The organism is Serratia sp. TSA_130.1 (assembly GCF_052691795.1).
Window position 1 is genome coordinate 790,604 of record NZ_JBQZFS010000001.1, and the last position, 20,494, is coordinate 811,097.

Below are 20,494 nucleotides of genomic sequence, written 5' to 3' on the forward strand. Positions count from 1 at the left end.
TTGTTTATGGCTACTCGCATTCCTACAGAACACCGCGCGATGCGGAAACGCCCTAAACAGCAGCGTTCCCAGAACACGGTGGAGAGTATCGTCGAGGCAGGTGCTCGCGTTTTGGCGCAGAGAGGTTGGGCAAACTTCACGACTAACGAGGTGGCGCATACTGCCGGCGTCAGCATTGGATCGCTGTATCAGTATTTCCCAAATAATCTGGCGATTGCCGAGGCTATTCGGAAACGGCATCTCGATGACATCCTGAAAGTGCTTCCTGATATCAAGACGCAAGGTGAAAGGGTTCCGCTCGAGGAACATATTGGCCGATTGATTGATGCCGTTGTCACGCTTCATGCGGCTAACCAAGATCTGCATCGTGTTCTGATCGATGAGGTTCCGCTCGCGCCGAGGGAATTCTATGACGCTTTTGAGCGTGAGTATCATCGTCGCTATGAAGACCTCATCCGTGCGGCGGCCCCGTCAGACGATACTGAAACGGACCACTTAGTCGCGGCCCGCATTCTCGCAGATGCGTTGGAGGGCATCGTTCATTCCGCCTCTCGCCGGAATGAACTCATGTCGCCAGTGATAAAGAGAGAAGCGACGAGGATGATAATGTCTTATCTTCTGGCACGAGAGAGAACCTGAGAAGTCGGTTATGCGAAGGGAGGCGCGCTGTGTGAGCAGCCAGAGGCGGCATAGAATCAGTATGATCTGCTCCCCGTAGATAACCCCTTAAAGTCAGCAGTTGCCATTGAGTAACTGACTTTTATATTTAGCTTAACCGCTATGATAAATGCCAACGTCCGCTTCTGGCACGGAGTGGGCAGGCTAACTGAGCTGAAGGTCTGCTTTGAGCGAGGAGCGGACTTTAGTAGAAAAATAGAAGGCAGTATGTAGACTATCTTCTTTTAGTGTTTATTTGTTATGGCCTTATTTATGTCTTCTGAAATGATTTTCCCACTCAAAGAAACTGAGCGGCGCGCGGTAAGAGTTGTCCTGATTGATAAGACCTGCTCGATCCTGCTTCTCAGCACACGTGATGTCAGTAATCCTAACTTCATAAATTCGTGGGAATTACCTGGCGGTGGCATTTTGGAGTGGGAATCTCACGCGGACGCAGCCATACGTGAAGTGTTTGAAGAAACGGGTTTGATAGTTCCTTTCCAAAGCGTCCGTGTACCTCAGTGGTTCAGAGATGTTCATTACTCGTATCGCGGTGAAAGGCGCCTGCAACACGAAGCTATATCCCTTGCCTATATAAATGATTTCAAACCTGATATCCATTATGCAGAACGGGAACCTTTTGAACTGGAAGATCATCTCGAGTATCACTGGTGGTCCCTGGAGGAACTAAAATCGTCGTCTGCGACTTTTTATCCAAGGAACTTACCTAAACACATTGAGCAACTGCTCCAGGGGGAAAGTATTAATGATCCCATTGAGATTTGGGATTAACTGGCTGATCTGTAATCATAATTGAAGTACTTTCTGCCAACATTCCCGATGTAAGCAAAAGAGTTTTCAGGTTTGTCGGCTAACCTGTTCAAGATTGTTAACGTCCGCTACTGGCACGAAGCCGACCGCCAGAGTCCCCACGCCAGCATCTCCCCACCCTATTCCACGCCCCAGCAGCGTTGGAGCGAAACCACCCCCGACGTTGCCGTCGGTGTAAATCCGCAAAGCGGCAGCCACAATCACCGCCATAACGCCAACGCTTGGCCCCACCAGCGAAACCCACTCTTTTACCTAAGAAGATTCCTAACCCAGATGACGGATATCCCTTCCTGGCGCCAATACGCGGATTAACCCGCAGATTTACAGCAATAATCCTTTAAAAACAATCGATAAGAGAATTTTTCGCACTCGGTAAGTTGCGTCTATCCTTTCGCTATGGGCGCCTGCCGCCCATCGTTCGCTGCGGCTCGCGGCATGCGCGTTTCTGGCTGTACGGGTTTCGGTTTATTCCATCGCGCGCCTCCATTCATCATGTTGAATTTCACAGCAATCTCTCAGCAACAAGGAGTGTTTATATGGCTTACGTCATTACCGACCGAGAAAAACTGCAAGCGATTTGGGAGGCCGCCAAAGCCGGCGACTGGCCGGCGGTATATGCCGCCTCCGTCGATGCGCTCACCGATCCCAACCATGCCAACCAACCCATTGAGGGCGTGGATATCGCGGTGTATACCTGGATCAAAGGCGCCTATGGCGTGAACTCGAATCAGGGGGCGTTTGCCCATTACATTCGCGACCAAACCAAGCTGCAGTATGAGCTGCGCACCGGGCATGTGCCCGATGACTGGGAGGCGCGCATTCAGAATGCCTCCGACAACATCGCCAAAAACTTCGCCAAAACGCTGTTTGGCGTCGATCTGAGCAGCAATCCCAACGCGCCGCTGCCGGATGCCCCGCCCAGCAGCGCCAAAGTGCCGGACATTCACGAGGTCGGCCTGATCGACGCCGGCGCGGCGGCGTCCGAAGTGTTCACCGACGCCTCCTCGACCGGCGCCCCCAACTATTCCCCCTGGGCCGGCACCACGCTGTTCTCTTATTTAGGCGATACCTCGTTCTTTACCGAATGGGTGGCCACCAACGACACCTCGCCTTTTAAGGTCGAAAGCGGCACCTACGATTTGATTGCCGCGGCGCAGGTCTCCATGCAGATGAAAAACCTCAGTTACGTGGTTGAAACGCTGCTGGCGGGCGAAGTGCCCACCTATTTGACCACCCTGGGCATTGGCCACGAGACCATCCGCCTCGCCGCCGAAGCGGCGCGTGATTTCTACACCGAATCCTACGGCAGCAGCGTGACCGGCGGCGGCAGCCTCATTCCCGGCAAGCTGGATATCGGCTCGGCGATTTTCAACGACATTGCCGACGTGCTGTCCACGCCGAATCTGTACCGCGTCGGTACGCTGCATGACGACGATTTCACGCTGGCGTTCGGCAATATCGCCGTTAACACCGGCAGCGGCGACGACACCATCAGCGTGCCGCGCGGCTGGCAAAACAACGCCGGCAACTACGGCTGGACGGTGATCGACGGCGGCAGCGGCCACGATACGGTCGATTATTCCAGCCTGTCGCACGGGGTAAACCTGAAGTTTGACGCCCAGGGCAGCTACGGCGGACGCGGGGTGATCGAGAAAAACGGCATCGGGCTGTATGGCTTTAAGGACGGGCTGTACAACATCGAAGCGGTGAAACTGACCGACTTTAAGGACAACGTCACCTTTAACGATCGGGTGCTGACGCCGGCCAACGGCCTGGAGGTCAGCCTGGGCAAAGGCTCCAGCGAGATTCGTTTCGAGCACGGTTATACCACTGCGCCGGGAGGGAGCGCGCCGCAGGATTATCTCGGCGTGAACCTGAGCATGTTGTCCAACGATGTGCCTTTCCCCAACAGCCTGCTGAATATTCCCGTGAAGCAGACCCACAATATCTACATCGACGACAGCTTCGAGCTGGGTTTTTTACAGGCCTCCTCCCTGTCTATCGACAACCACCTGCTGGCCTTCGGCGCCGAAGGATCAAACAGCAGCTTCTCACTGAACTACAACGCGCAAACCCATACGCAGGATCTGTCGATATTCATGCAGGGCGAAAGCGCACTCAATCAGCACGTCGTCAATATCTACAATTGGGATCAAGGATACTTTGGCATCAATCTGGAGCAGCCGGCCATTCAGCTTGTCGGTTTGCAAACCGTTACGCCGCAAGAACTGGCGGCCGCCTAAGCGAAGCCCGCCGGTTTACCGGCGGGTTGTTTACCTGCAGCACGACGGCTCAGGCCCCATCCCGTTCCGCCACCCGCGCCAGCAACGCCCCCAGCAACGCCAGATCGACCAGCAACGCCAGCGCGAAACAGCTTCCCCTCACGCCCGGCGCGGCGTAGGTTTGCACCAGCGAAGCGGCAATCACTACGGCCACGATAGTCACCACCGTCGTCAGCCTGCACGCCACAGCGAACGCCGCTTTCTCCTCCACCGCCGTGCGGTAGGCAACGCCCTGCCCCAGGCCGCCGAGGGCGAGACCCGCCAGCAGAGCCGGCCAGTCATGGCCGCCGAACAGCATCAGCAATGTGAATAGCCACCCCGCCGCCGCCAGCAAAAAACCGTAGCGGAGAATCGCCAGCGCAGGCCGGTTCCGCAGCGGCTGCCAGCGGGCCAGTGCGGCGCCGCCGAGAAACGCCAGCGCCAATGCCGTCAGCAGCATCAGGGGCGCGCCGATGCCCTGCAGGCTCTCCGCCTCCAGCAGCAAAGCGCCCGCCGCGACCGGCACGCTGAGCGCCAGGGCGCTCGCTGCCGTTCCCGTGTGTGTCATGGCGCCCAGGGCGCCGTTGTTGATAGAAAGGCTCATCGCTCACTCCCGATAGGGTGGAAATGATGAAATAAATTCATTTCCCTGTTCACATGTCAGTAGCCTATCTCTTGTATAATCGGTCAGACAAACTCATAGTTTTCAGCCTTAGATGAGAATAACTCAGCCATGAGAAAACCCCGTTTGCCGCCGCTGGGCGCGCTGCGCGCTTTCCACGCCGTGGCCGGCTGCCGCAGCTTCAAACTGGCCGCCGAGGCGCTGGGCGTGAGCGCGACGGCGGTCAGCCACCAGATCAAGCTGCTGGAATCGGTGCTGGAATGCCGGGTGTGCGAGCGCAGCGCGCAGGGCGTCAGCCTGACCGAGACCGGCGAGATCCTGTATGCCGGCACCCAGCGCGCCTTTGCCGCGCTGGAACAGTCCGTCGCCCAAATCACCCGCGCCCGGCAGCCGCCGGCGCTGACCGTCACCACCACCTCCAATTTTCTCACCCACTGGCTGGTGCCGCGCCTGGCGGATTTCAAGGCGGAGTTTCCCGCCATCGATCTGCGCCTGCACACCAGCGTCGAGCGGGTCGATCTCAGCCAACGCACCGTGGACGTCGCCATCCGCTACCGTGAAACGCCGGAAAGCGATCTGCACTGCACCCTGCTGCATGAGGATCGCTTTATCGTGGTCGCCAGCCCGGCGCTGGCGCTGGCGCACATCGAGGATTTACAGCGGGTGACGCTGTTTCACGTGGCGCATCGGCAGGTGCCCGCCGACTCGCCGACCTGGGAGAACTGGCGGCGGCGCTACGGGCCGGAAGGGTTGAACGTGGAAGCCGGGCTGACCTTCAGCGACGAAACCCATGCGCTGCAGGCGGCGGTGGCCGGCCAGGGGGTGGTGATCGCCAGCCGGCTGCTGGCGCGCGATTTGTTGCAACGCGGCGTGCTGGCCGCGCCGTTCGAGATGGCGTTACCCGGCGCCAACTACTATCTGGTGGCCACCGAAGAGACCGCGCAGCGCCCCGATATCATTGCGCTGCGCGAGTGGCTGCTGCGGCAAATGGCGGCAGGCTAACGGCTCTCGGGGGCAATTTCGCCCAGGCGGATCGCCACGCTGATCGCCTGCGCGGTGGTGGCGGCGCCAAGGCGCCGGCGAATGCGGCGCAGGTGGTTTTCCACCGTGCGTTCAGACAGGCCGAGCATCGCGGCGATATCCGCCTGCCGCCGGCCGATGGCGGTCCAGCTCAGCACCTCACGCTCGCGCGCCGACAGCCGGCCTTCTTCTTTGCCGGCCGCCGGTTCAAACAGCCGCCGCGCCGCCAAAAAGGCCGCCGTGCCCACCAGCGACAGCGCCAACCGCACCGGCGGCGAGGCGTCGATGCGCTCGCCTCCCAGGCTGACGGCACCCTCCAGGCCGGCGGGGCCGAACACCGGGATTTGCACGCCGTGCAGGCCCGCGCCGCGCGGCGTGCGCACAATCCGGTAGCGCTCTCCCTGCTGCGCCCGGGTCTTGGTCCAGAAAAACGGCTCGCTGACCCGCAGCATGTGCCGGGTCACCGGGCAGTGCCGCACGTAGGTCAACGCATCGACGGCCTCGCCGTCGCCGAACCAGTCGCCCTCGACCCAATAGATATGCTCGATCCCCGCCTCCGCCGTGGCGGAAGCGGAAAACAGCACAAAGCGATCGAAGCCGAACGGCGCGGCGAAGGCGCGAACCCGCCCCTGAATGGCGGACAGGGTTCGCTCGTGGTCCATCGCCAGCGCCGTCTGGAAAGCGCGCTGCGCGATCTCGTCGCTCATCGCGCGGCGACGTCGGCCAGCAGCGTCTCTGCCGCCAGTTTGCCGAGATTGTTGGAAGCCAGCGGGCTGTCGCCGGTCAGCAGGCGCCGATCTTTATGCACCTTGCCGGTGATGTCGGCATTGACGATCTTCACGCCCAGCTCACGCAGGCGTTCGCCCACCAGCCAGGGCATCGGGCCGGGGATATAGCCGATGTCGATGTTGGCGCCGGTATCGAGAGCATCCGGGAACACGCACATCTCATAGCCGCGATAGAGGAAATCGTCTTTGCTCTCGCCAATGCCCGCCGCCAGCAAACCGGCGGGCCCGTGGCACAGCGAGATCACGTAGCGATCGTTGTCATGGGCCCAGTGCAGCGTCTTTTTCACCTCTTCACTGAACGGGATATCGTTGAGCACGCCGTGGCCGCCGGGAATGAAAACGCCGAGGTAGTTGCCGCCATCCAGATCCTTCACGACTTCCGTCAGCTTTTTCGGCTGCTTGAGTTGGCTGCGGTACTTCTCATAGGTGGCCTTGACCGCTGGGTCTTCATGCGGGAACGCCCACATCTCCAGCTTCACCGGATCGCCGGACGGCGTGGCGATGTCGATCTCGAAACCGGCCAGATCCAGGTGATACATCGGCAGCAGCATCTCGACCGGATGGTTGCCGGTGGAGAAGAACTTGCCGTTTTGCATCAGCAGGTAGCGCTCCTGCGAGGCGATCATCAGCACCTTCCACTTGCCGCCGCGATAGGCGTTCGGGTAGCTGGCGCCCGTGAAGTCGGTTTTGGACGAGGTGTACTGGCTGAGGGAGTAAGGTGATGGGAAGAACGCGTTGTCTTCCGCCACATCCGGGGTGGGATTACGATCGTTGGATACTGAATCAGTCATGATTATCTCCATATTCACCGTTGCATTTCTCTTTCAGCTTAAATAACCGCCGGCGGGGCCGCAATGAGGGATATCCCTCAATCGCCCTCGCACTGGCGGCGCTCAAGCGGGGTGCCGTAGCGCGACAATGAACGTTTCTTCGCTGACGCCGGCATATTCGTACCGGCACTTTCTCACCGGCACCTGGAAGTAGCGCTCCAGGATATCCTCTTGCAGCAAGGCGTTTTTATCGCCAAACATGCACTGTCGCTTATTCATCAGCAGGCACTTGTCGGAGATGCGATCGGCGTAATGCAGAAAATGCGTATTCAGCACGATCGTCATCTGCGCTCTTTGGCGAGGCGCCAGAGCATCTCGATCATTTTAGCCTGATTGTAAAAATCCAGGTTCGACTCCGGTTCGTCGAGGATCATGACGTCGGGGTCCGCCGCCAGCGCCTTGGCGAAATAACACATCTGCAGTTCCCCGCCGCTGATCTGATTGATGTTTTTCTGCGCCAGCGGCGCGATCTCCAGCGCGTGCAACACCGCCTGCGCCTTGGCGAAATCTTGCCGCCGCGGCCCGGCGAACCACCCCGCCTGGCGAGCGCAGCCGAAAGTGACAAAATCGAGCACGCCATAAGCGAAATGCGGCGTTTTCGCCTGCGGCACATAGGCCAGTCGGGCGGGCCGATTATCGATATGGCCGATCTGGCAAACGCCTGACAGGGGCCGGCACAGGCCCGCGACATGTCTCAGCAGCGTGGTTTTACCGGCGCCGTTCGGCCCGAGCACGCTGAGGATCTCGCCCCGCGCCAGATGAAAACTGACGTTGTCAAGAAGGGGTTCTCGCCCCTTGAAACCCAGGGTCAGCTGGTTAACTGTGATCATGTTTGCTGCTCATAATAAAAAGGAGAGCGAAAAGCGGCGCGCCGATCAGTGCGGTCAGGATGCCGATCGGGATTTCAGCATAGGTGGCACCTCTGGCGATATTGTCGATCGCCAGCAAAAACAGCGCCCCGCTCAGCGCCGAAGCCGGGATCAGGCGGCCGTGGTTATATCCCAGCACGCTTCTCACCAAATGCGGGATCACCAAGCCGACCCACCCCACCACGCCGGCCAAGCTCACCGAGGCGGAAACCAGCAGGGAGGCGGCGATCAGCAGCAGGATCTTCAGCCGGGGTGGATTCAGGCCGGCGATGCGCGCCTCGTCGTCCCCCAGCGAGAGAATGTTCATGTTCCACCTGAGCCGGTAGATAGTCAGGTAACACGCCGCAAACAGCGGGATCAGCCAATAAACCTGCGCTTTCGCCACCGAAGCGAAGCTGCCCATTAGCCAGAAGACGATCGCCGGCAAGGTATCCTGCGGATCGGCGACATATTTTATGACCGAGACAAACGCGATAAACAGCGACGCGATAATCATGCCGGACAAAATCGTGGTGAGCGCATCCTGCCGGCGTTTGAGGCGGCAGATGCCGAGCACCAGCAACAGGCTCACCACGCCGAAAAGAAACGACAGCAGCGAACTCAGGGCAAAAGGCAAACTCAATAGAATGCCCAGCGCAGCGCCAAAGGCGGAGGCGGAAGACGTACCCAGCACGTCCGGGCTGGCCAATGCGTTTTTCAGCACCGCCTGAAAGGTCGCGCCGGCGACCGCCAACCCGCCGCCCACCAGCATCACCGCCACTACCCGCGGCGCGCGCAGGTTAAAAATCACCGAATAGCGGGCCTGGTTTTCCCCCGGCATGTTCCCCTGCCATAAAATCTGCGCCACATCATGGGCCGACAAGGCGTAGCGGCCGGCAAACAGCGATGCGAAGGCGACTGCACACAGCGAAATGAACAATCCCGCCATGATCGCCGCATATTTTCCTCTGCCCGGCATCCCCAAGCTCCTCCAATGGATTAACGCTATTCAACCGTGGCGCTAGCGTTGCGCCAGCACCTCATCCAGCAACCGGTCCGGGATCGCATAAGAGAACATCGTCTGATAATAGCGGCGCGTCTCCTCCCGCAGCGTTTTGTCGCTAATGTCTTCAGGGGCATACCGGTTGATCATAAACAGCGGCAGCAGTGATGTTTCCGCCGACAGGCCCCCCCAGTTATGAATGCCCACCGGCGTCGAGAAAACCTTGCCGTTTTTTACCGCCCTGAGCGTCTCCCACGCCTGGCCGGGGATCCCCCCGTGCAGCAGCGCTTTGGCGCTGCCGAACACCACGAAAATCACATCCGGATCCCAGGCCATGATCTGCTCCATCGACACGTTGATGTACCTGCCGGCATCCCCCTTCACCGGCAAATCCCCGGCGACGTTGTCCATGCCGGCCATTTTCAGGTAGGTGTCGCCGTAGGTATGCGGGCCGCTCACCTTCAGCTGCCTGCCGTCGCTTTCTTCGAGATACAACGCCCTGACGTGCTGCGCGCGGATGGCTGCGGCATAGGGGCGGATCTGCTTCAGGGTCCTTTCCCAGGCGTCTTTGAATTTATGCGTGCGCGGCAGGCCGAGGGTGTCGGCGAAGGTATTTTCCCAATACACCTGGGTGACCATCGGCTGGTATTTGGTCTTCCCGCCGGCGTCCAGATCGACCGTCATCACGCCCGCCCTTTCCAGCCGATCGTCCTGGCTTTTGCCGTAGTAATAAATGATGTCGGGCCGCAGATTCATTAACGACTCCATGTTGACCCGATAGTCCTTATTGATGAAATCGGACGTGATCCTGCCGATGTCAGGCTTCATGTCTTTCAACACATGCCTATCGGCATGCATGAACGCCCAGGGGCCGACGCCGACGACGTGCCGATAGGCCGCCTCGTTGGCCAGGATCACGCCGAAGGGGCAGTTGCCGGTGATGACGATCCGCGGGTAGCTGCCGGGCAGCGTTTGCGCCGCCGCGCTCTGCGGCAGCGCGGCCGCTTCCGGCTGGCTGGCGCCGGCGCAAGGCAGCATCGGCAAAGCGGCTATCGCCAGCAAGGCGGTGGCGATGAATGTCAGTTTTACGGCCATGAGGCCTCCTGCGCGCACGCGCAATGGCGCGCGTCGATGAATAGTGTCAGGCCGAGGCGGCGATGCCGGCGGCCATGATGGTGATCCCGGCAACGAAAACGATCGCCGCGGTGGCGACCGCGCCGCCGCCGACCAACGCGGCGGTTTTTCCTTCGGAAATGTCTTTTCGCTGCAGGAAAGAGAGTTGCGACAGGGGAATGATTTTTCCGCTGTCGGCAACGATGTCTTTCGGTTCAACCTTCGCAACCGTCAGCTCACCGCCGCTGCCGTCCTTCAGGCCGTATTTCAGCCGATCGCCGACATAGACCGGCGGCTGCAACAGATAATACGGGCTATTGAGCCCCGCCTCTTTTTGTTGCAGCGCCACGTCGTGGTAGGTCGAGCAGCCGCTGAGGGAAAACGCCGCCATCCCGATAATGAGCGGCACCAGGTGGATGAATCGCATGGGAAACCTCGAACGTGCTTATTTGCTGGTTTTTAACGTAACGGCGGACTTGAAGCGCATATAGCTCACGGCCAGAGAGAGAAACGAGAACGCCGCCCCCGCCATTAAGCTGATAGTCGTCGCTTGCGCGCCGCGCATATTGAAGAAAATCGCCACTAACGCCGAACCGACGATTTGCCCGATCAACCGGGAACTGCCCAACAGACCGCTGGCGATGCTGCTGTTTTCATGAGAGACCGAGGTCATGATCAGCAGGTTGTTCGGTGATTGAAACAGGCCGAAACCGATGCCGCACAGCGCCACACGCCATACGATCGCCCCATTCGACGGATCGGCCGGCAGGTTGGCCATCAGCAGCATGCCGGCCAACAAGCAGGCGAGGCCTGACAGGGCGACGAGATTGGGATCGTATTTCTTGGTCAAATCGCCGGAAATCAACGACGAAACCATGGTGGCCAGCGGCCAGGCGGTCAGCAGCAGACCGATTTCCACCACGTTTCTTTGCAGGACATTGTGGAAATAAAAAGGCAGCGATACAAAAGCCAAAAGCTGGGTGCTGTAAGACAGCATCGACATCAGCAAAGACAATGACAGCGTCGGGTTATGCAGCATCGCGACCGGGATCAGCGCGGCGTTGGCCTTTCTTTTCTGATTGATGTACAGCCACCCGGCCAGTCCGGCGAATACCGCAAAGCTCAGCGCCGCCGCCGGCAGATGGCGGGTGGTCATGCTCATCGTGCTGAGCGAGAAAGCGATAAACAGCACAAACACCAACAGGGCGCCCCCGCTGTCGAAGCCAACGTTGCGCCGCTCGCGGGAGCCCAGAAATATCACGCTCAGCAGCAGCGACAGACAGGCGATGGGAACATTGATGGTGAACAGCCAGTTCCAGCTCGTTTGAGAAAGTATCGCCGAGGCGATGGACGGCCCGGCGGCGGCGGAAACCGACACCACCATCACGTTAATCCCCAGGCCGCGCCCCAGCAGCCTTGCCGGGTAGATCTCCTTAATCAGCGCCGCATTGACGCTGAGCACCGCCGCCGCGCCGAAGCCCTGTATCACTCGGAACGCCGTCAGCATCGCCAGCGTGTCGGAAAGCGCGCAGCCCAACGAGGAGAAAGCAAACAGCACCACCCCGGCCATAAAGATTTTTTTATTGCCCACCGCTCTGCCCAGCGCCGCAAAGGGCATCAACGACGCGACGACGGCAAACTGGTAGGCATTGATAATCATGATGGAGGCCGATTCGGAAACGGCGAAATCTTTCGCGATCACCGGCAGCGCTACGTTGGCGATGGTGCTGTCGAGCATGGCGATGACCGTGCTTAACGAGACGGCGAGAACCGCGAATAGATTTAGCGTCTCTTTTTCCTGGTTTTTAAAAGTCATGTTAACGCTCCAAAAACGTGGGTGTCTTTATGCCGGCATGCCGGCGGCAAAGACGCCGTTTTTATCAATTTTTGTAATTACGTTATAACATATCATTATTGGATGGTAATAAATCTCATTTGAAATATTGGATTGCATATTGTTTCAAAATAAGAATTAACAAATACAATACAAATAAATCACAATATAAACACCCAATCAAATAACTATATTCAGTATAAAAAACCGGTTGATTTATAGAATGACATTAAAAGTAACAGGCGCTAACAGACGACGATGATGCCGGCATGAATTGTTATGTTATAACAAAACAACCTTCCCTTTATGCGGGTTAACCTTATGGCTAAGAAGGACCTTTTGAACACGCGCTTGTCCCGCCGCAGAATGATGCTGGCCGGGCTGGCGGCTCTGGCGCTCAATAGCGCCGTTTCTCCGCTGGCTAGCGCCCACGGCTTGCCACGCCCCAAAAAACAGGCGGGCCCTCAGGGTGCGCGGAAACGATTCCTGGTCATGTTGGATCCCGGCCATGGCGGCATCGACTCCGGCGCCATTGGCCACACCGGTTCGCTGGAAAAACATGTCGTTCTGGCGATCGCCAGAAACGTGCGGGCGCAGCTCGATCGACACGGCATCGATGCCCGCCTGACGCGCGACAGCGACGTTTTTATTCCGCTGTACGATCGGGTGGAGATCGCGCACCGGCATGGCGCGGATCTTTTCATGTCGATTCACGCCGACGGCTTTACCTGCCCCAGCGCCTGCGGCGCTTCGGTCTTTGCGCTTTCCACTAAGGGCGCCAGCAGCGCGATGGCGAAATACTTATCGAACAGTGAAAACGCGGCGGACGATCTCGCCGGCCCCCACGTCATCAAGAAAGATCGCTATTTGCAGAAGATACTGTTTGATTTGGAACAAACGGAAACCATCAAAGAAAGCCTGACGCTGGGCTCGCACCTGATCCAACATATTGCGCCCATCCATCATTTGCATGCCAAAAATACCGAACAGGCGGCCTTCGTGGTGTTGAAATCCCCGTACATTCCTTCGGTATTGGTGGAAACCTCGTTCATCACCAACCCCGAGGAAGAAAGGCTGCTGGGCACCCCTGCATTCCGAAATAAAATCGCCACCGCCATCACGCAGGGGATCGTCAGCTACTTTAAACACGTCACGCACGCTTAAGCTTCACCAGGACGGCAAGCCGGCCGGCTTGCCGCGCACAGGGACGGCGTCATCATGATAAAATGCAATCCTCGCGCTTTTTCGGCGAGCCTGTGGCTCCCGCTGCTGGCCCTGTTGCCGCGCAGCGCCTTCGCCGTGCCGCTGACGGTATCGCAACACAGCAGCCTGAATTTCTACGGCACGATTATCGCCAGACGCTACAGCGGCCAAAGCGAACGCGACGACGGCGACCGCAGCTATCTCTATTTCGGCCTGATCGGCAAAAAAAAGATCGCGCCGCGCTGGCGGGCCTACGCCCATTGGGAATATACCGTCAGCTTCGCCGACGCCACCCGAAACAGCATCCGGCTCGCCTACCTCGGCGTGCAGAACGCCGCCCTGGGCAGCCTCGATATCGGCCGCAACTGGGGCGTGCTCTATGATGTGACCGCCCTGACCGATCGCTCCCCGCTGTTCAGAGAAATGGCCTACAACTACATCGACAACTTTATGCGCGGCCGGGCGCACAACCTGCTCACTTACCGCAAACCTTTCAGCCTGTTTCAGCGGCACGCCGCCCTCGCGCTGCAATATCAGTTCAAAGACGGCGACGATCGACAGGCGCTGGGCAAACAAAACGGCAACGGGTTCGGCGCCTCCTTCCGCTATGCGCTGACGCCGACGCTCAGCCTCATCGCCGCCGCTTCGGCGTCTCAAACCACGCAGCGGCAGCAACGCGCCGCCGGCTATCGTCGGCGCATCGATACGCTGGCCGAGGGGGTTCTCTATGCGTCGAAAAAAATCTATCTCGCGGCCGTGTTCACCCAAAGCGACAACGCCATCAGCCCGCAACAAACCGCTAACCGCGGCTCGGCGTCCAGTTATGAAGCGCTCGCCAAATACCGGCTGACGGACCATATTCAGCCCAACATCGGCTATACCCGTTTGATACAGGCCCGGGCAGGCCGCAACACCGACTTATTGAACTACGAGGAGTTAGGCGTGACCTGGTTGCTCAATAGCAACATGCAGGTGTTTATTAACTATGAATTCAATAACCTTTCTCGCCACGCCCCCGGCGTCGATGCGTCAGACAAACTCGATATGGGCATCAGCTATCACTGGTGACGCGCTGCCGCAGCCAATAAAAAGCCCCGCCCGGTGAAGGGCGAGGCTCGCTCGCGCCGATCGAGACGGTGCGAGAGGATCATGAGGGCAGAGTGATGACAGGGTGCCGAATGCGCCTGCTCATGGCGCGACGGACGCCTCAGCGCGGCGCTTGCGCGTTTTTCCACTCCCGCCAAATCGTTTCCAGCCCGGCGCGATACGTCGTGACGGCGAAGTCGGGAAAACGCTGTTTGAACTTGGTCGAGTCGAACAGGTTATCGTGCTCGTAGCGCGGCAGCAGCTCGCGCATCTCTCGCGCCCCGGACGAAACCAACCCCGCGGCGATCAACGCCCATTTGCCGATAACGGAATATGAAATGTCCTTCCCAAACACCTCGCAGGCCAACGCGGCGAACTGCGCATAGGTGAGCCGCTCGTCGCAGCACGGGAGATGCCACGTCTGGCCGAACGCGTCGGGCGTATTACCGAGCCGGGCTAACCCACGGCTGGCGTCGGGCGTCCAGATCAGCGTGCGCAGCCTGTCGTCGCGAACCGGCACGCGCGGTTTTTCCCCCGCTTTCAGCCTGTCGACGATCAGCGCATTGGTGAAGCTCTGCGTTTTTCCCGGCCCATAAAACTCGGGCGCACGGCCGATCAGCACGGGGATCTGCTTGCGCTCCATCTCGTCGAGCACCTTCTCGGTCATCAGAGCGCGCACCCGTCCCTTGCGCCCCCGAGGCGCGAACGGCGTCGATTCCGTCTGCGGCTCGCCGTTCTGCGGATACATATAGGTATTGTCGAAATAAACAAAGGGCACGCCCGCGGTACGGCTGGCGTCCAACGCATTCTGCAGCATGGTCGGAAATTGCCGCTCCCACAGCGCCGAATCCGGCGGCAGGCCGGCGGCGAAATACACCACGTCGCTGCCCTTCACCGCCGCCAGGGTCTGCTGTGCATCGAGCAGGTCGGCCGCGACCAGCGTATCGCTGTCGTTGACCTTCCTCGGGTTGCGGCTGACCAATCTTAAATCATCGGTGTACGCGCGCTTCAGTTCACGCGCCAGCTCTTGGGCGATCTGGCCACTGGCGCCCAGGATCGTTTGCATTGGCGTTCCTCATCGCAATGAAAAAAACTCCGCCCACTCAGGGCGGAGCAAAAGTGCTTGTTCGCGCTTAACTGTTCACGAACGCCAGCAGATCGGCGTTGACCTGATCGGCATGGGTAGTCGGTATGCCGTGCGGCGCGCCCTTATAGGTATGGAGCGTGCCGTTTTGCACCAGCTTGGCCGACAGCGCGCCGGAATCCTGATAAGGCACCACCTGGTCGTCGTCGCCGTGGATCACCAGCACCGGAATGGCAATCTTCTTGAGATCTTCGGTGAAATCGGTCTGCGAGAAGGCGACGATGCCGTCATAGTGCGCCTTGGCGCCGCCCATCATGCCCTGCCGCCACCAGTTCCAGATAATGGCCTCCGACGGTTTGGCGCCCGGACGGTTATAGCCGTAGAACGGGCCGGCGGGCACGTCGTAATAGAATTGCGCCCGGTTGGCGGCCAGCTGCGCCTGGAAATCATCGAATACCGATTTTGGGGTGCCCTGCGGGTTACTGTCCGTTTTCACCATCAGCGGCGGCACCGCGCTGATCAGCACCGCTTTGGACACCTTGTCCTCGCCGTGGCGCACGATGTAGCGCACCACCTCGCCGCCGCCGGTCGAGTGGCCCACGTGCATGGCGCCCTGTACGCCGAGGTGTTTTACCACCGCGGCGACATCATCGGCGTAGTGATCCATGTCGTGCCCTTCCCACACCTGGCTGGAGCGGCCGTGGCCGCGGCGATCGTGCGCAACCACGCGGAACCCTTTGTTCACGAAGAACAGCATCTGGGCATCCCAGTCATCGCTGGACAGCGGCCAGCCGTGGTGGAAGTAGATAACCTTGCCGTTTTTTGGGCCCCAATCCTTGTAGAAAATCTCGACGCCATCGCTGGTCGTTACATAACCCATGTCGTTTCTCCCATTTACACTCTGGTTAAAAAAGAAGGTTTATACTGCGCACGGCGCCGGGAGCTCTGGCTCCCTCATCCCGGTTGGCCGACGATCTTGCGTTGATCGTTTAACGAGTATAGGTTTAAAGTTCACTTTAAGGTCAAACACAATTCGGCAAACCGCATTCCCGCTTTCACTCGGCATCAGGAGAATTCAAGTGCAGGGAGATGACATCCTCATGACGATGGAGCCGCGGCTTGCCGCCCAGCGCCACGCCTTCCTGCGCGACGGCGCGCCGACGATGCAACAGCGCAAGGCCGCCCTGCGCCGCTTGCGGAGCGCCATTCTGGCCCAGCGCGCCGCGCTGGCGGCGGCCGTCAGCGCGGACTTCGGCCACCGTTCGCCTTACGAAACCGATATTCTGGAGATTCTGGTCACCGTTCAGGCGATCGATTACCTGCTGCGCAACCTGAAACGCTTCATGAAGCCGGAGCGCCGCCACGTCGCCCTGCCGTATCAGGCCGCACGCGCCTATGTGCAATATCAGCCCAAGGGCGTGATTGGCATCATGGCGCCGTGGAACTATCCCTTCTCGTTGACCTTCATCCCGCTGGCCACCGCCCTGGCCGCCGGCAACCGCGTGATGCTGAAACCTTCGGAGCTCACGCCGCATACCAGCCGCCTCATCGAAACGATGCTGGCGGCGCTGTTTCCCGCCGATGAGGTCGCCGTCGTGACCGGCGGGCCGGACGTCGGGGCCAGATTCAGCGAGCTGGCGTTCGACCATCTGGTGTTCACCGGCAGCACGGCAATCGGCCGTCAGGTCATGCAGGCAGCCGGCAAACATCTGGTGCCGTTAACGCTCGAACTGGGCGGTAAAAGCCCTGCCGTCATGGCGCGCGGCGCGGTTAACGCCAGAAACGTCAAGAGCGTGGCGTTCGGCAAGCTGTCGAACGCGGGCCAAACCTGTATCGCGCCCGATTACCTGCTGGTTCATCAGGACGATCTGGCAAGCTTCATGGCGCTCTATGACGCGGCGGTTAAAAGCTTTTATCCCGACGGGCCAACCGGCGACGACTACGGCGCCATCATCAACGACAGGCACTATCGCCGCTTGCAAGCGCTGCTTGCCGACGCACAGGCGCGCGGCGCGCAACTCCATCCGGTCGGCCACCGCCCGGACTCGGCGTCTGAACGGCCGAACACGCTGGCCCCTACGCTTATCGTCGGCGCCCCCGATGACAGCGCGATCATGCAAGAAGAGATCTTCGGGCCGCTGCTGCCGGTGCGCACCTACGCCGCCTTTGATGAAACGATCGACGTTATCAACGCCGCGCCCCGCCCGCTCGCGCTCTACTACTTCGGCCCGCCGGGCGAGGATCGGGACCGGCTGCTGGCGCGCACTACCTCCGGCAACGTCAGCATCAACGCCACCCTGCTGCACTTCGCCCAGGACGACCTGCCGTTCGGCGGCATCGGCCCCAGCGGCATGGGAGCCTGTCACGGCATCGAAGGATTTCGGGCGCTGAGCCACGCCAAAGGCGTTTTCATCCAGAGCCGCTGGCGCTTTACCGACCTGCTGCGCGCGCCGTTCGGCAAGCTGGCGGACGCGGTGCTCGCGGTCATGTTGCGGCGCCGATAACGCGGCGTGTTGACTATCAATAGCACACCCATAAATCGCCGCAAGCTATCACAATATTCACTCATTCCTATTTTATCTCTCCGCCGCCGCTGACTAAGCTTAGCCCTATGTCCCCCTTTGCCCGTTGGCGGCGAGGGTGACGTCAATCGATTGAGTTCAGTTATTTAGCGCAACACCCGACGCAGCCTTACCCGCATGCCTTGTTAACCGCTCCACGCCCGGCGGCTGGAGCATCTTTACGGAAGCAGAGAGCGCATTATGACAACTGAAAGCAAATGCCCGTTTTCGGGCGGCAAGCAGCCCGCACCGCAGAACGGCCCCACCAATCAGGATTGGTGGCCTAATCAGCTCAGCCTGAAACCGCTGCACCAGCACTCCCCCCTGTCCGATCCGATGGATAAAGACTTCAACTACGCCGATGCCTTCAACAGCCTCGATCTGGCGGCGGTCAAACAGGATCTGCACGCCCTGATGACCGACTCGCAGGAATGGTGGCCGGCGGACTTCGGCCACTACGGCGGCCTGTTCATCCGCATGGCCTGGCACAGCGCCGGCACCTACCGCATCGGCGACGGCCGCGGCGGCGCAGGCGAAGGCCAGCAGCGCTTCGCCCCGCTCAACAGCTGGCCGGACAACGTCAGCCTCGACAAGGCGCGCCGTTTGCTGTGGCCTATCAAGCAGAAATACGGCCGCAACATCTCCTGGGCCGACCTGATTATCCTGACCGGCAACGTGGCGCTGGAATCGATGGGCTTCAAAACCTTCGGCTACGCCGGCGGCCGCGCCGACACCTGGGAGCCGGACGACGTCTACTGGGGCTCTGAGAAGATCTGGCTGGAACTGAGCGGCGGGCCGAACAGCCGCTACTCGGGCGACCGCGATCTGGAAAACCCGCTGGCGGCGGTGCAGATGGGCCTGATTTACGTCAACCCGGAAGGCCCGGACGGCAATCCCGATCCGGTGGCCGCCGCGCGCGACATCCGTGAAACCTTCGCCCGCATGGCGATGAACGACGAAGAAACCGTGGCGCTGATCGCCGGCGGCCACACCTTCGGCAAGACCCACGGCGCCGGCCCGGCGTCTCACGTCGGCGCCGATCCGGAAGCCGCCGGACTGGAAGCGCAGGGCCTCGGCTGGCACAGCACCTTCGGCACCGGCGTCGGCAAAGACGCCATCACCAGCGGCCTGGAAGTCACCTGGACCACCACCCCGACCCAGTGGAACCACGACTTCTTCCGCCACCTGTTCGAATACGAATGGGAGCTGAGCCAAAGCCCGGCCGGCGCGCACCAGTGGGTGGCGAAAGACATCGGTGAAACCATTCCCGACGCCTTCGATCCCAACAAAAAACGCCGCCCAACCATGCTGACCACCGACCTGTCGCTGCGCTTCGATCCGGCCTACGAGAAGATTTCGCGCCGCTTCTATGAGCACCCGGAGGAGCTGGCCGACGCCTTCGCCCGCGCCTGGTTCAAGCTGACCCACCGCGACATGGGGCCGCGCGCGCGCTACCTCGGCCCGGAAGTACCGCAGGAAACGTTGATTTGGCAGGATCCGATCCCGGCGGTCGATCATCCGCTGATCGATGAGCAGGACATCGCCGCGCTGAAAAACGCCGTGCTGGCTTCCGGCCTGTCGGTGTCGGCGCTGGTCTCCACCGCCTGGGCTTCCGCTTCCAGCTTCCGCGGCTCAGACAAGCGCGGCGGCGCCAACGGCGCGCGCATTCGCCTGGCACCGCAAAAGGACTGGGCGGTCAACCAACCTGCGCAGCTCGCCGCGACGCTGGCCAAGCTGGAGAGCATCCAACGCGCCTTCAACGATGCACAGACCGGCGGCAAGCGCGTCTCGCTGGCGGACCTGATCGTGCTGGCCGGCGCGGCGGGCGTGGAACAGGCGGCGAAGAACGCCGGTTTCACCCTGACGGTGCCGTTCGCCCCGGGCCGCATGGACGCCTCGCAGGAACAGACCGACGTGGACTCCTTCGAGGCGATGGAGCCGCTCGCCGACGGTTTCCGCAACTTCCTGAAGGGCAAATATCGCGTGCCGGCCGAAACGCTGCTGGTCGACAAGGCGCAGCTGTTGACCCTGACCGCGCCGGAAATGACGGTGCTGGTCGGCGGGCTGCGCGTGCTCGGCGCCAACGTCGGCGGCACGCAGCACGGCGTGTTCACCCATCGCCCGCAGGCGCTGACCAACGACTTCTTCGTCAACCTGCTCGACATGGGCACCACCTGGCACCCGGTCGGTGAAGACGGCCTGTTCGAAGGCCGCGATCGCCGCAGCGGCGCGGTTAAATGGACCGGCACCCGCGTCGATCTGGTGTTCGGTTCGCACGCGCAGCTGCGCGCGCTGGCCGAAGTCTACGGCAGCGCCGACGGGCAAGAGAAGTTCGCCCACGACTTCGTCGCCGCCTGGAACAAAGTGATGAACCTCGATCGTTTCGATCTGGCGTAACGCCCTCCAACGGCCTGCTTCGGCAGGCCGTTTTCTCTCCCGAGATAAACACCGCCTCCCCCTCTCCGTCAGCCCTGTCAGGCGCCGCGATATTCTCTTTTCCCGCTTATTCGTATTTACTCAACAAGTCATATAAAAATTTGATGGGCGGCAATTCTTTTAATGCTGTATTTATATTTAGAGGGCAATGAAGAGCGTAAACTCACATCGTTAATGCGATATATCCCATCAAGGAGATGACCGTTATGGATTATCCTCGATACACCTCAACACGCGGCGAGGCGGGTCTCATCATCGCCGTCCCTTAGCGGCAGCGGGTTTGGCCGGCAAAGGCGCCCCATCGTTTTACGCCATAA

The 20,494-nt window shown here is 60.1% G+C and carries 19 protein-coding genes; 8 read left to right on the forward strand and 11 right to left on the reverse strand.

The window, feature by feature from the left end:
- Window positions 1-6 precede the first annotated feature (6 nt).
- The 3 genes from ACUTQY_RS03670 to ACUTQY_RS03680 all read left to right on the forward strand — a co-directional run bounded on the left by ACUTQY_RS03670 (window position 7) and on the right by ACUTQY_RS03680 (window position 3,731).
- Entirely contained in the window at window positions 7-639 is a 633-nt protein-coding gene (locus ACUTQY_RS03670) for a TetR/AcrR family transcriptional regulator (RefSeq protein ID WP_033643722.1), read from the forward strand.
- Between the two features lie 291 nt (window positions 640-930).
- Window positions 931-1,449, forward strand: coding sequence for an NUDIX hydrolase (locus tag ACUTQY_RS03675; protein ID WP_072055891.1), 519 nt, complete (start codon window positions 931-933; stop codon window positions 1,447-1,449).
- 575 nt (window positions 1,450-2,024) lie between these two features.
- Window positions 2,025-3,731: a hypothetical protein gene (locus ACUTQY_RS03680; RefSeq protein WP_046687424.1), complete on the forward strand. Its 1,707-nt coding sequence runs from the start codon at window positions 2,025-2,027 to the stop codon at window positions 3,729-3,731.
- 49 nt (window positions 3,732-3,780) lie between these two features.
- Here ACUTQY_RS03680 and ACUTQY_RS03685 read toward each other — a convergent pair whose 3' ends face one another.
- Window positions 3,781-4,353, reverse strand: coding sequence for a hypothetical protein (locus tag ACUTQY_RS03685; RefSeq protein ID WP_052752696.1), 573 nt, complete (start codon window positions 4,351-4,353; stop codon window positions 3,781-3,783).
- A gap of 129 nt (window positions 4,354-4,482) precedes the next feature.
- Between ACUTQY_RS03685 and ACUTQY_RS03690 the strand changes: the two genes are divergently transcribed.
- Window positions 4,483-5,373, forward strand: coding sequence for a LysR substrate-binding domain-containing protein (locus ACUTQY_RS03690; protein WP_046687425.1), 891 nt, complete (start codon window positions 4,483-4,485; stop codon window positions 5,371-5,373).
- On the opposite strand, the gene ACUTQY_RS03695 is transcribed toward ACUTQY_RS03690, so the two are convergent.
- From ACUTQY_RS03695 to ACUTQY_RS03730, 8 genes are all read right to left on the reverse strand, one after another.
- A complete protein-coding gene (locus tag ACUTQY_RS03695; protein WP_046687426.1) occupies window positions 5,370-6,098 on the reverse strand; it encodes a PA1136 family autoinducer-binding transcriptional regulator in 729 nt (242 codons plus the stop codon). The two genes, ACUTQY_RS03690 and ACUTQY_RS03695, sit on opposite strands and share 4 nt — an antisense overlap.
- On the reverse strand, window positions 6,095-6,970 hold the full coding sequence (gene hchA, locus ACUTQY_RS03700) for a glyoxalase III HchA (protein ID WP_033643728.1): 876 nt from the start codon (window positions 6,968-6,970) through the stop codon (window positions 6,095-6,097). The genes ACUTQY_RS03695 and hchA overlap by 4 nt, the downstream gene beginning before the upstream one ends.
- A gap of 102 nt (window positions 6,971-7,072) precedes the next feature.
- A complete protein-coding gene (locus ACUTQY_RS03705; RefSeq protein ID WP_445583259.1) occupies window positions 7,073-7,294 on the reverse strand; it encodes a hypothetical protein in 222 nt (73 codons plus the stop codon).
- Window positions 7,291-7,839: an ABC transporter ATP-binding protein gene (locus tag ACUTQY_RS03710; protein WP_445583258.1), complete on the reverse strand. Its 549-nt coding sequence runs from the start codon at window positions 7,837-7,839 to the stop codon at window positions 7,291-7,293. Before ACUTQY_RS03710 ends, ACUTQY_RS03705 begins: the two co-directional genes overlap by 4 nt.
- Window positions 7,826-8,836: a FecCD family ABC transporter permease gene (locus ACUTQY_RS03715; protein WP_046687428.1), complete on the reverse strand. Its 1,011-nt coding sequence runs from the start codon at window positions 8,834-8,836 to the stop codon at window positions 7,826-7,828. The genes ACUTQY_RS03710 and ACUTQY_RS03715 overlap by 14 nt, the downstream gene beginning before the upstream one ends.
- A 42-nt stretch (window positions 8,837-8,878) precedes the next feature.
- Entirely contained in the window at window positions 8,879-9,955 is a 1,077-nt protein-coding gene (locus tag ACUTQY_RS03720) for an ABC transporter substrate-binding protein (RefSeq protein ID WP_232094358.1), read from the reverse strand.
- Between the two features lie 46 nt (window positions 9,956-10,001).
- A complete protein-coding gene (locus tag ACUTQY_RS03725; RefSeq protein WP_226886098.1) occupies window positions 10,002-10,400 on the reverse strand; it encodes a hypothetical protein in 399 nt (132 codons plus the stop codon).
- A gap of 18 nt (window positions 10,401-10,418) precedes the next feature.
- On the reverse strand, window positions 10,419-11,789 hold the full coding sequence (locus ACUTQY_RS03730; RefSeq protein WP_046687429.1) for an MFS transporter: 1,371 nt from the start codon (window positions 11,787-11,789) through the stop codon (window positions 10,419-10,421).
- A gap of 339 nt (window positions 11,790-12,128) precedes the next feature.
- Here ACUTQY_RS03730 and amiA point away from each other — a divergent pair, with 339 nt between their 5' ends.
- Together amiA and ACUTQY_RS03740 are read left to right on the forward strand one after the other, a co-directional pair.
- Window positions 12,129-12,971, forward strand: a complete 843-nt coding sequence (gene amiA / locus ACUTQY_RS03735; protein WP_033643732.1) for an N-acetylmuramoyl-L-alanine amidase AmiA — start codon at window positions 12,129-12,131, stop codon at window positions 12,969-12,971.
- A 54-nt stretch (window positions 12,972-13,025) separates the two neighbouring features.
- Complete coding sequence (locus tag ACUTQY_RS03740; RefSeq protein WP_342188157.1) at window positions 13,026-14,078, forward strand: porin; 1,053 nt, start codon at window positions 13,026-13,028, stop codon at window positions 14,076-14,078.
- A gap of 139 nt (window positions 14,079-14,217) precedes the next feature.
- Here the strand turns inward: ACUTQY_RS03740 and ACUTQY_RS03745 are convergent, their stop codons facing one another.
- Together ACUTQY_RS03745 and ACUTQY_RS03750 are read right to left on the reverse strand one after the other, a co-directional pair.
- Complete coding sequence (locus ACUTQY_RS03745) at window positions 14,218-15,162, reverse strand: NAD-dependent epimerase/dehydratase family protein (protein WP_046687430.1); 945 nt, start codon at window positions 15,160-15,162, stop codon at window positions 14,218-14,220.
- A 67-nt stretch (window positions 15,163-15,229) separates the two neighbouring features.
- On the reverse strand, window positions 15,230-16,060 hold the full coding sequence (locus ACUTQY_RS03750) for an alpha/beta fold hydrolase (protein ID WP_033643735.1): 831 nt from the start codon (window positions 16,058-16,060) through the stop codon (window positions 15,230-15,232).
- A gap of 220 nt (window positions 16,061-16,280) precedes the next feature.
- On the opposite strand from ACUTQY_RS03750, the gene ACUTQY_RS03755 reads away from it, so the two are divergent.
- Window positions 16,281-17,684, forward strand: a complete 1,404-nt coding sequence (locus tag ACUTQY_RS03755) for a coniferyl aldehyde dehydrogenase (RefSeq protein ID WP_172428006.1) — start codon at window positions 16,281-16,283, stop codon at window positions 17,682-17,684.
- Window positions 17,685-17,942: 258 nt separating this feature from the next.
- On the forward strand, window positions 17,943-20,138 hold the full coding sequence (gene katG, locus ACUTQY_RS03760) for a catalase/peroxidase HPI (protein WP_046687432.1): 2,196 nt from the start codon (window positions 17,943-17,945) through the stop codon (window positions 20,136-20,138).
- Window positions 20,139-20,494 lie beyond the last annotated feature (356 nt).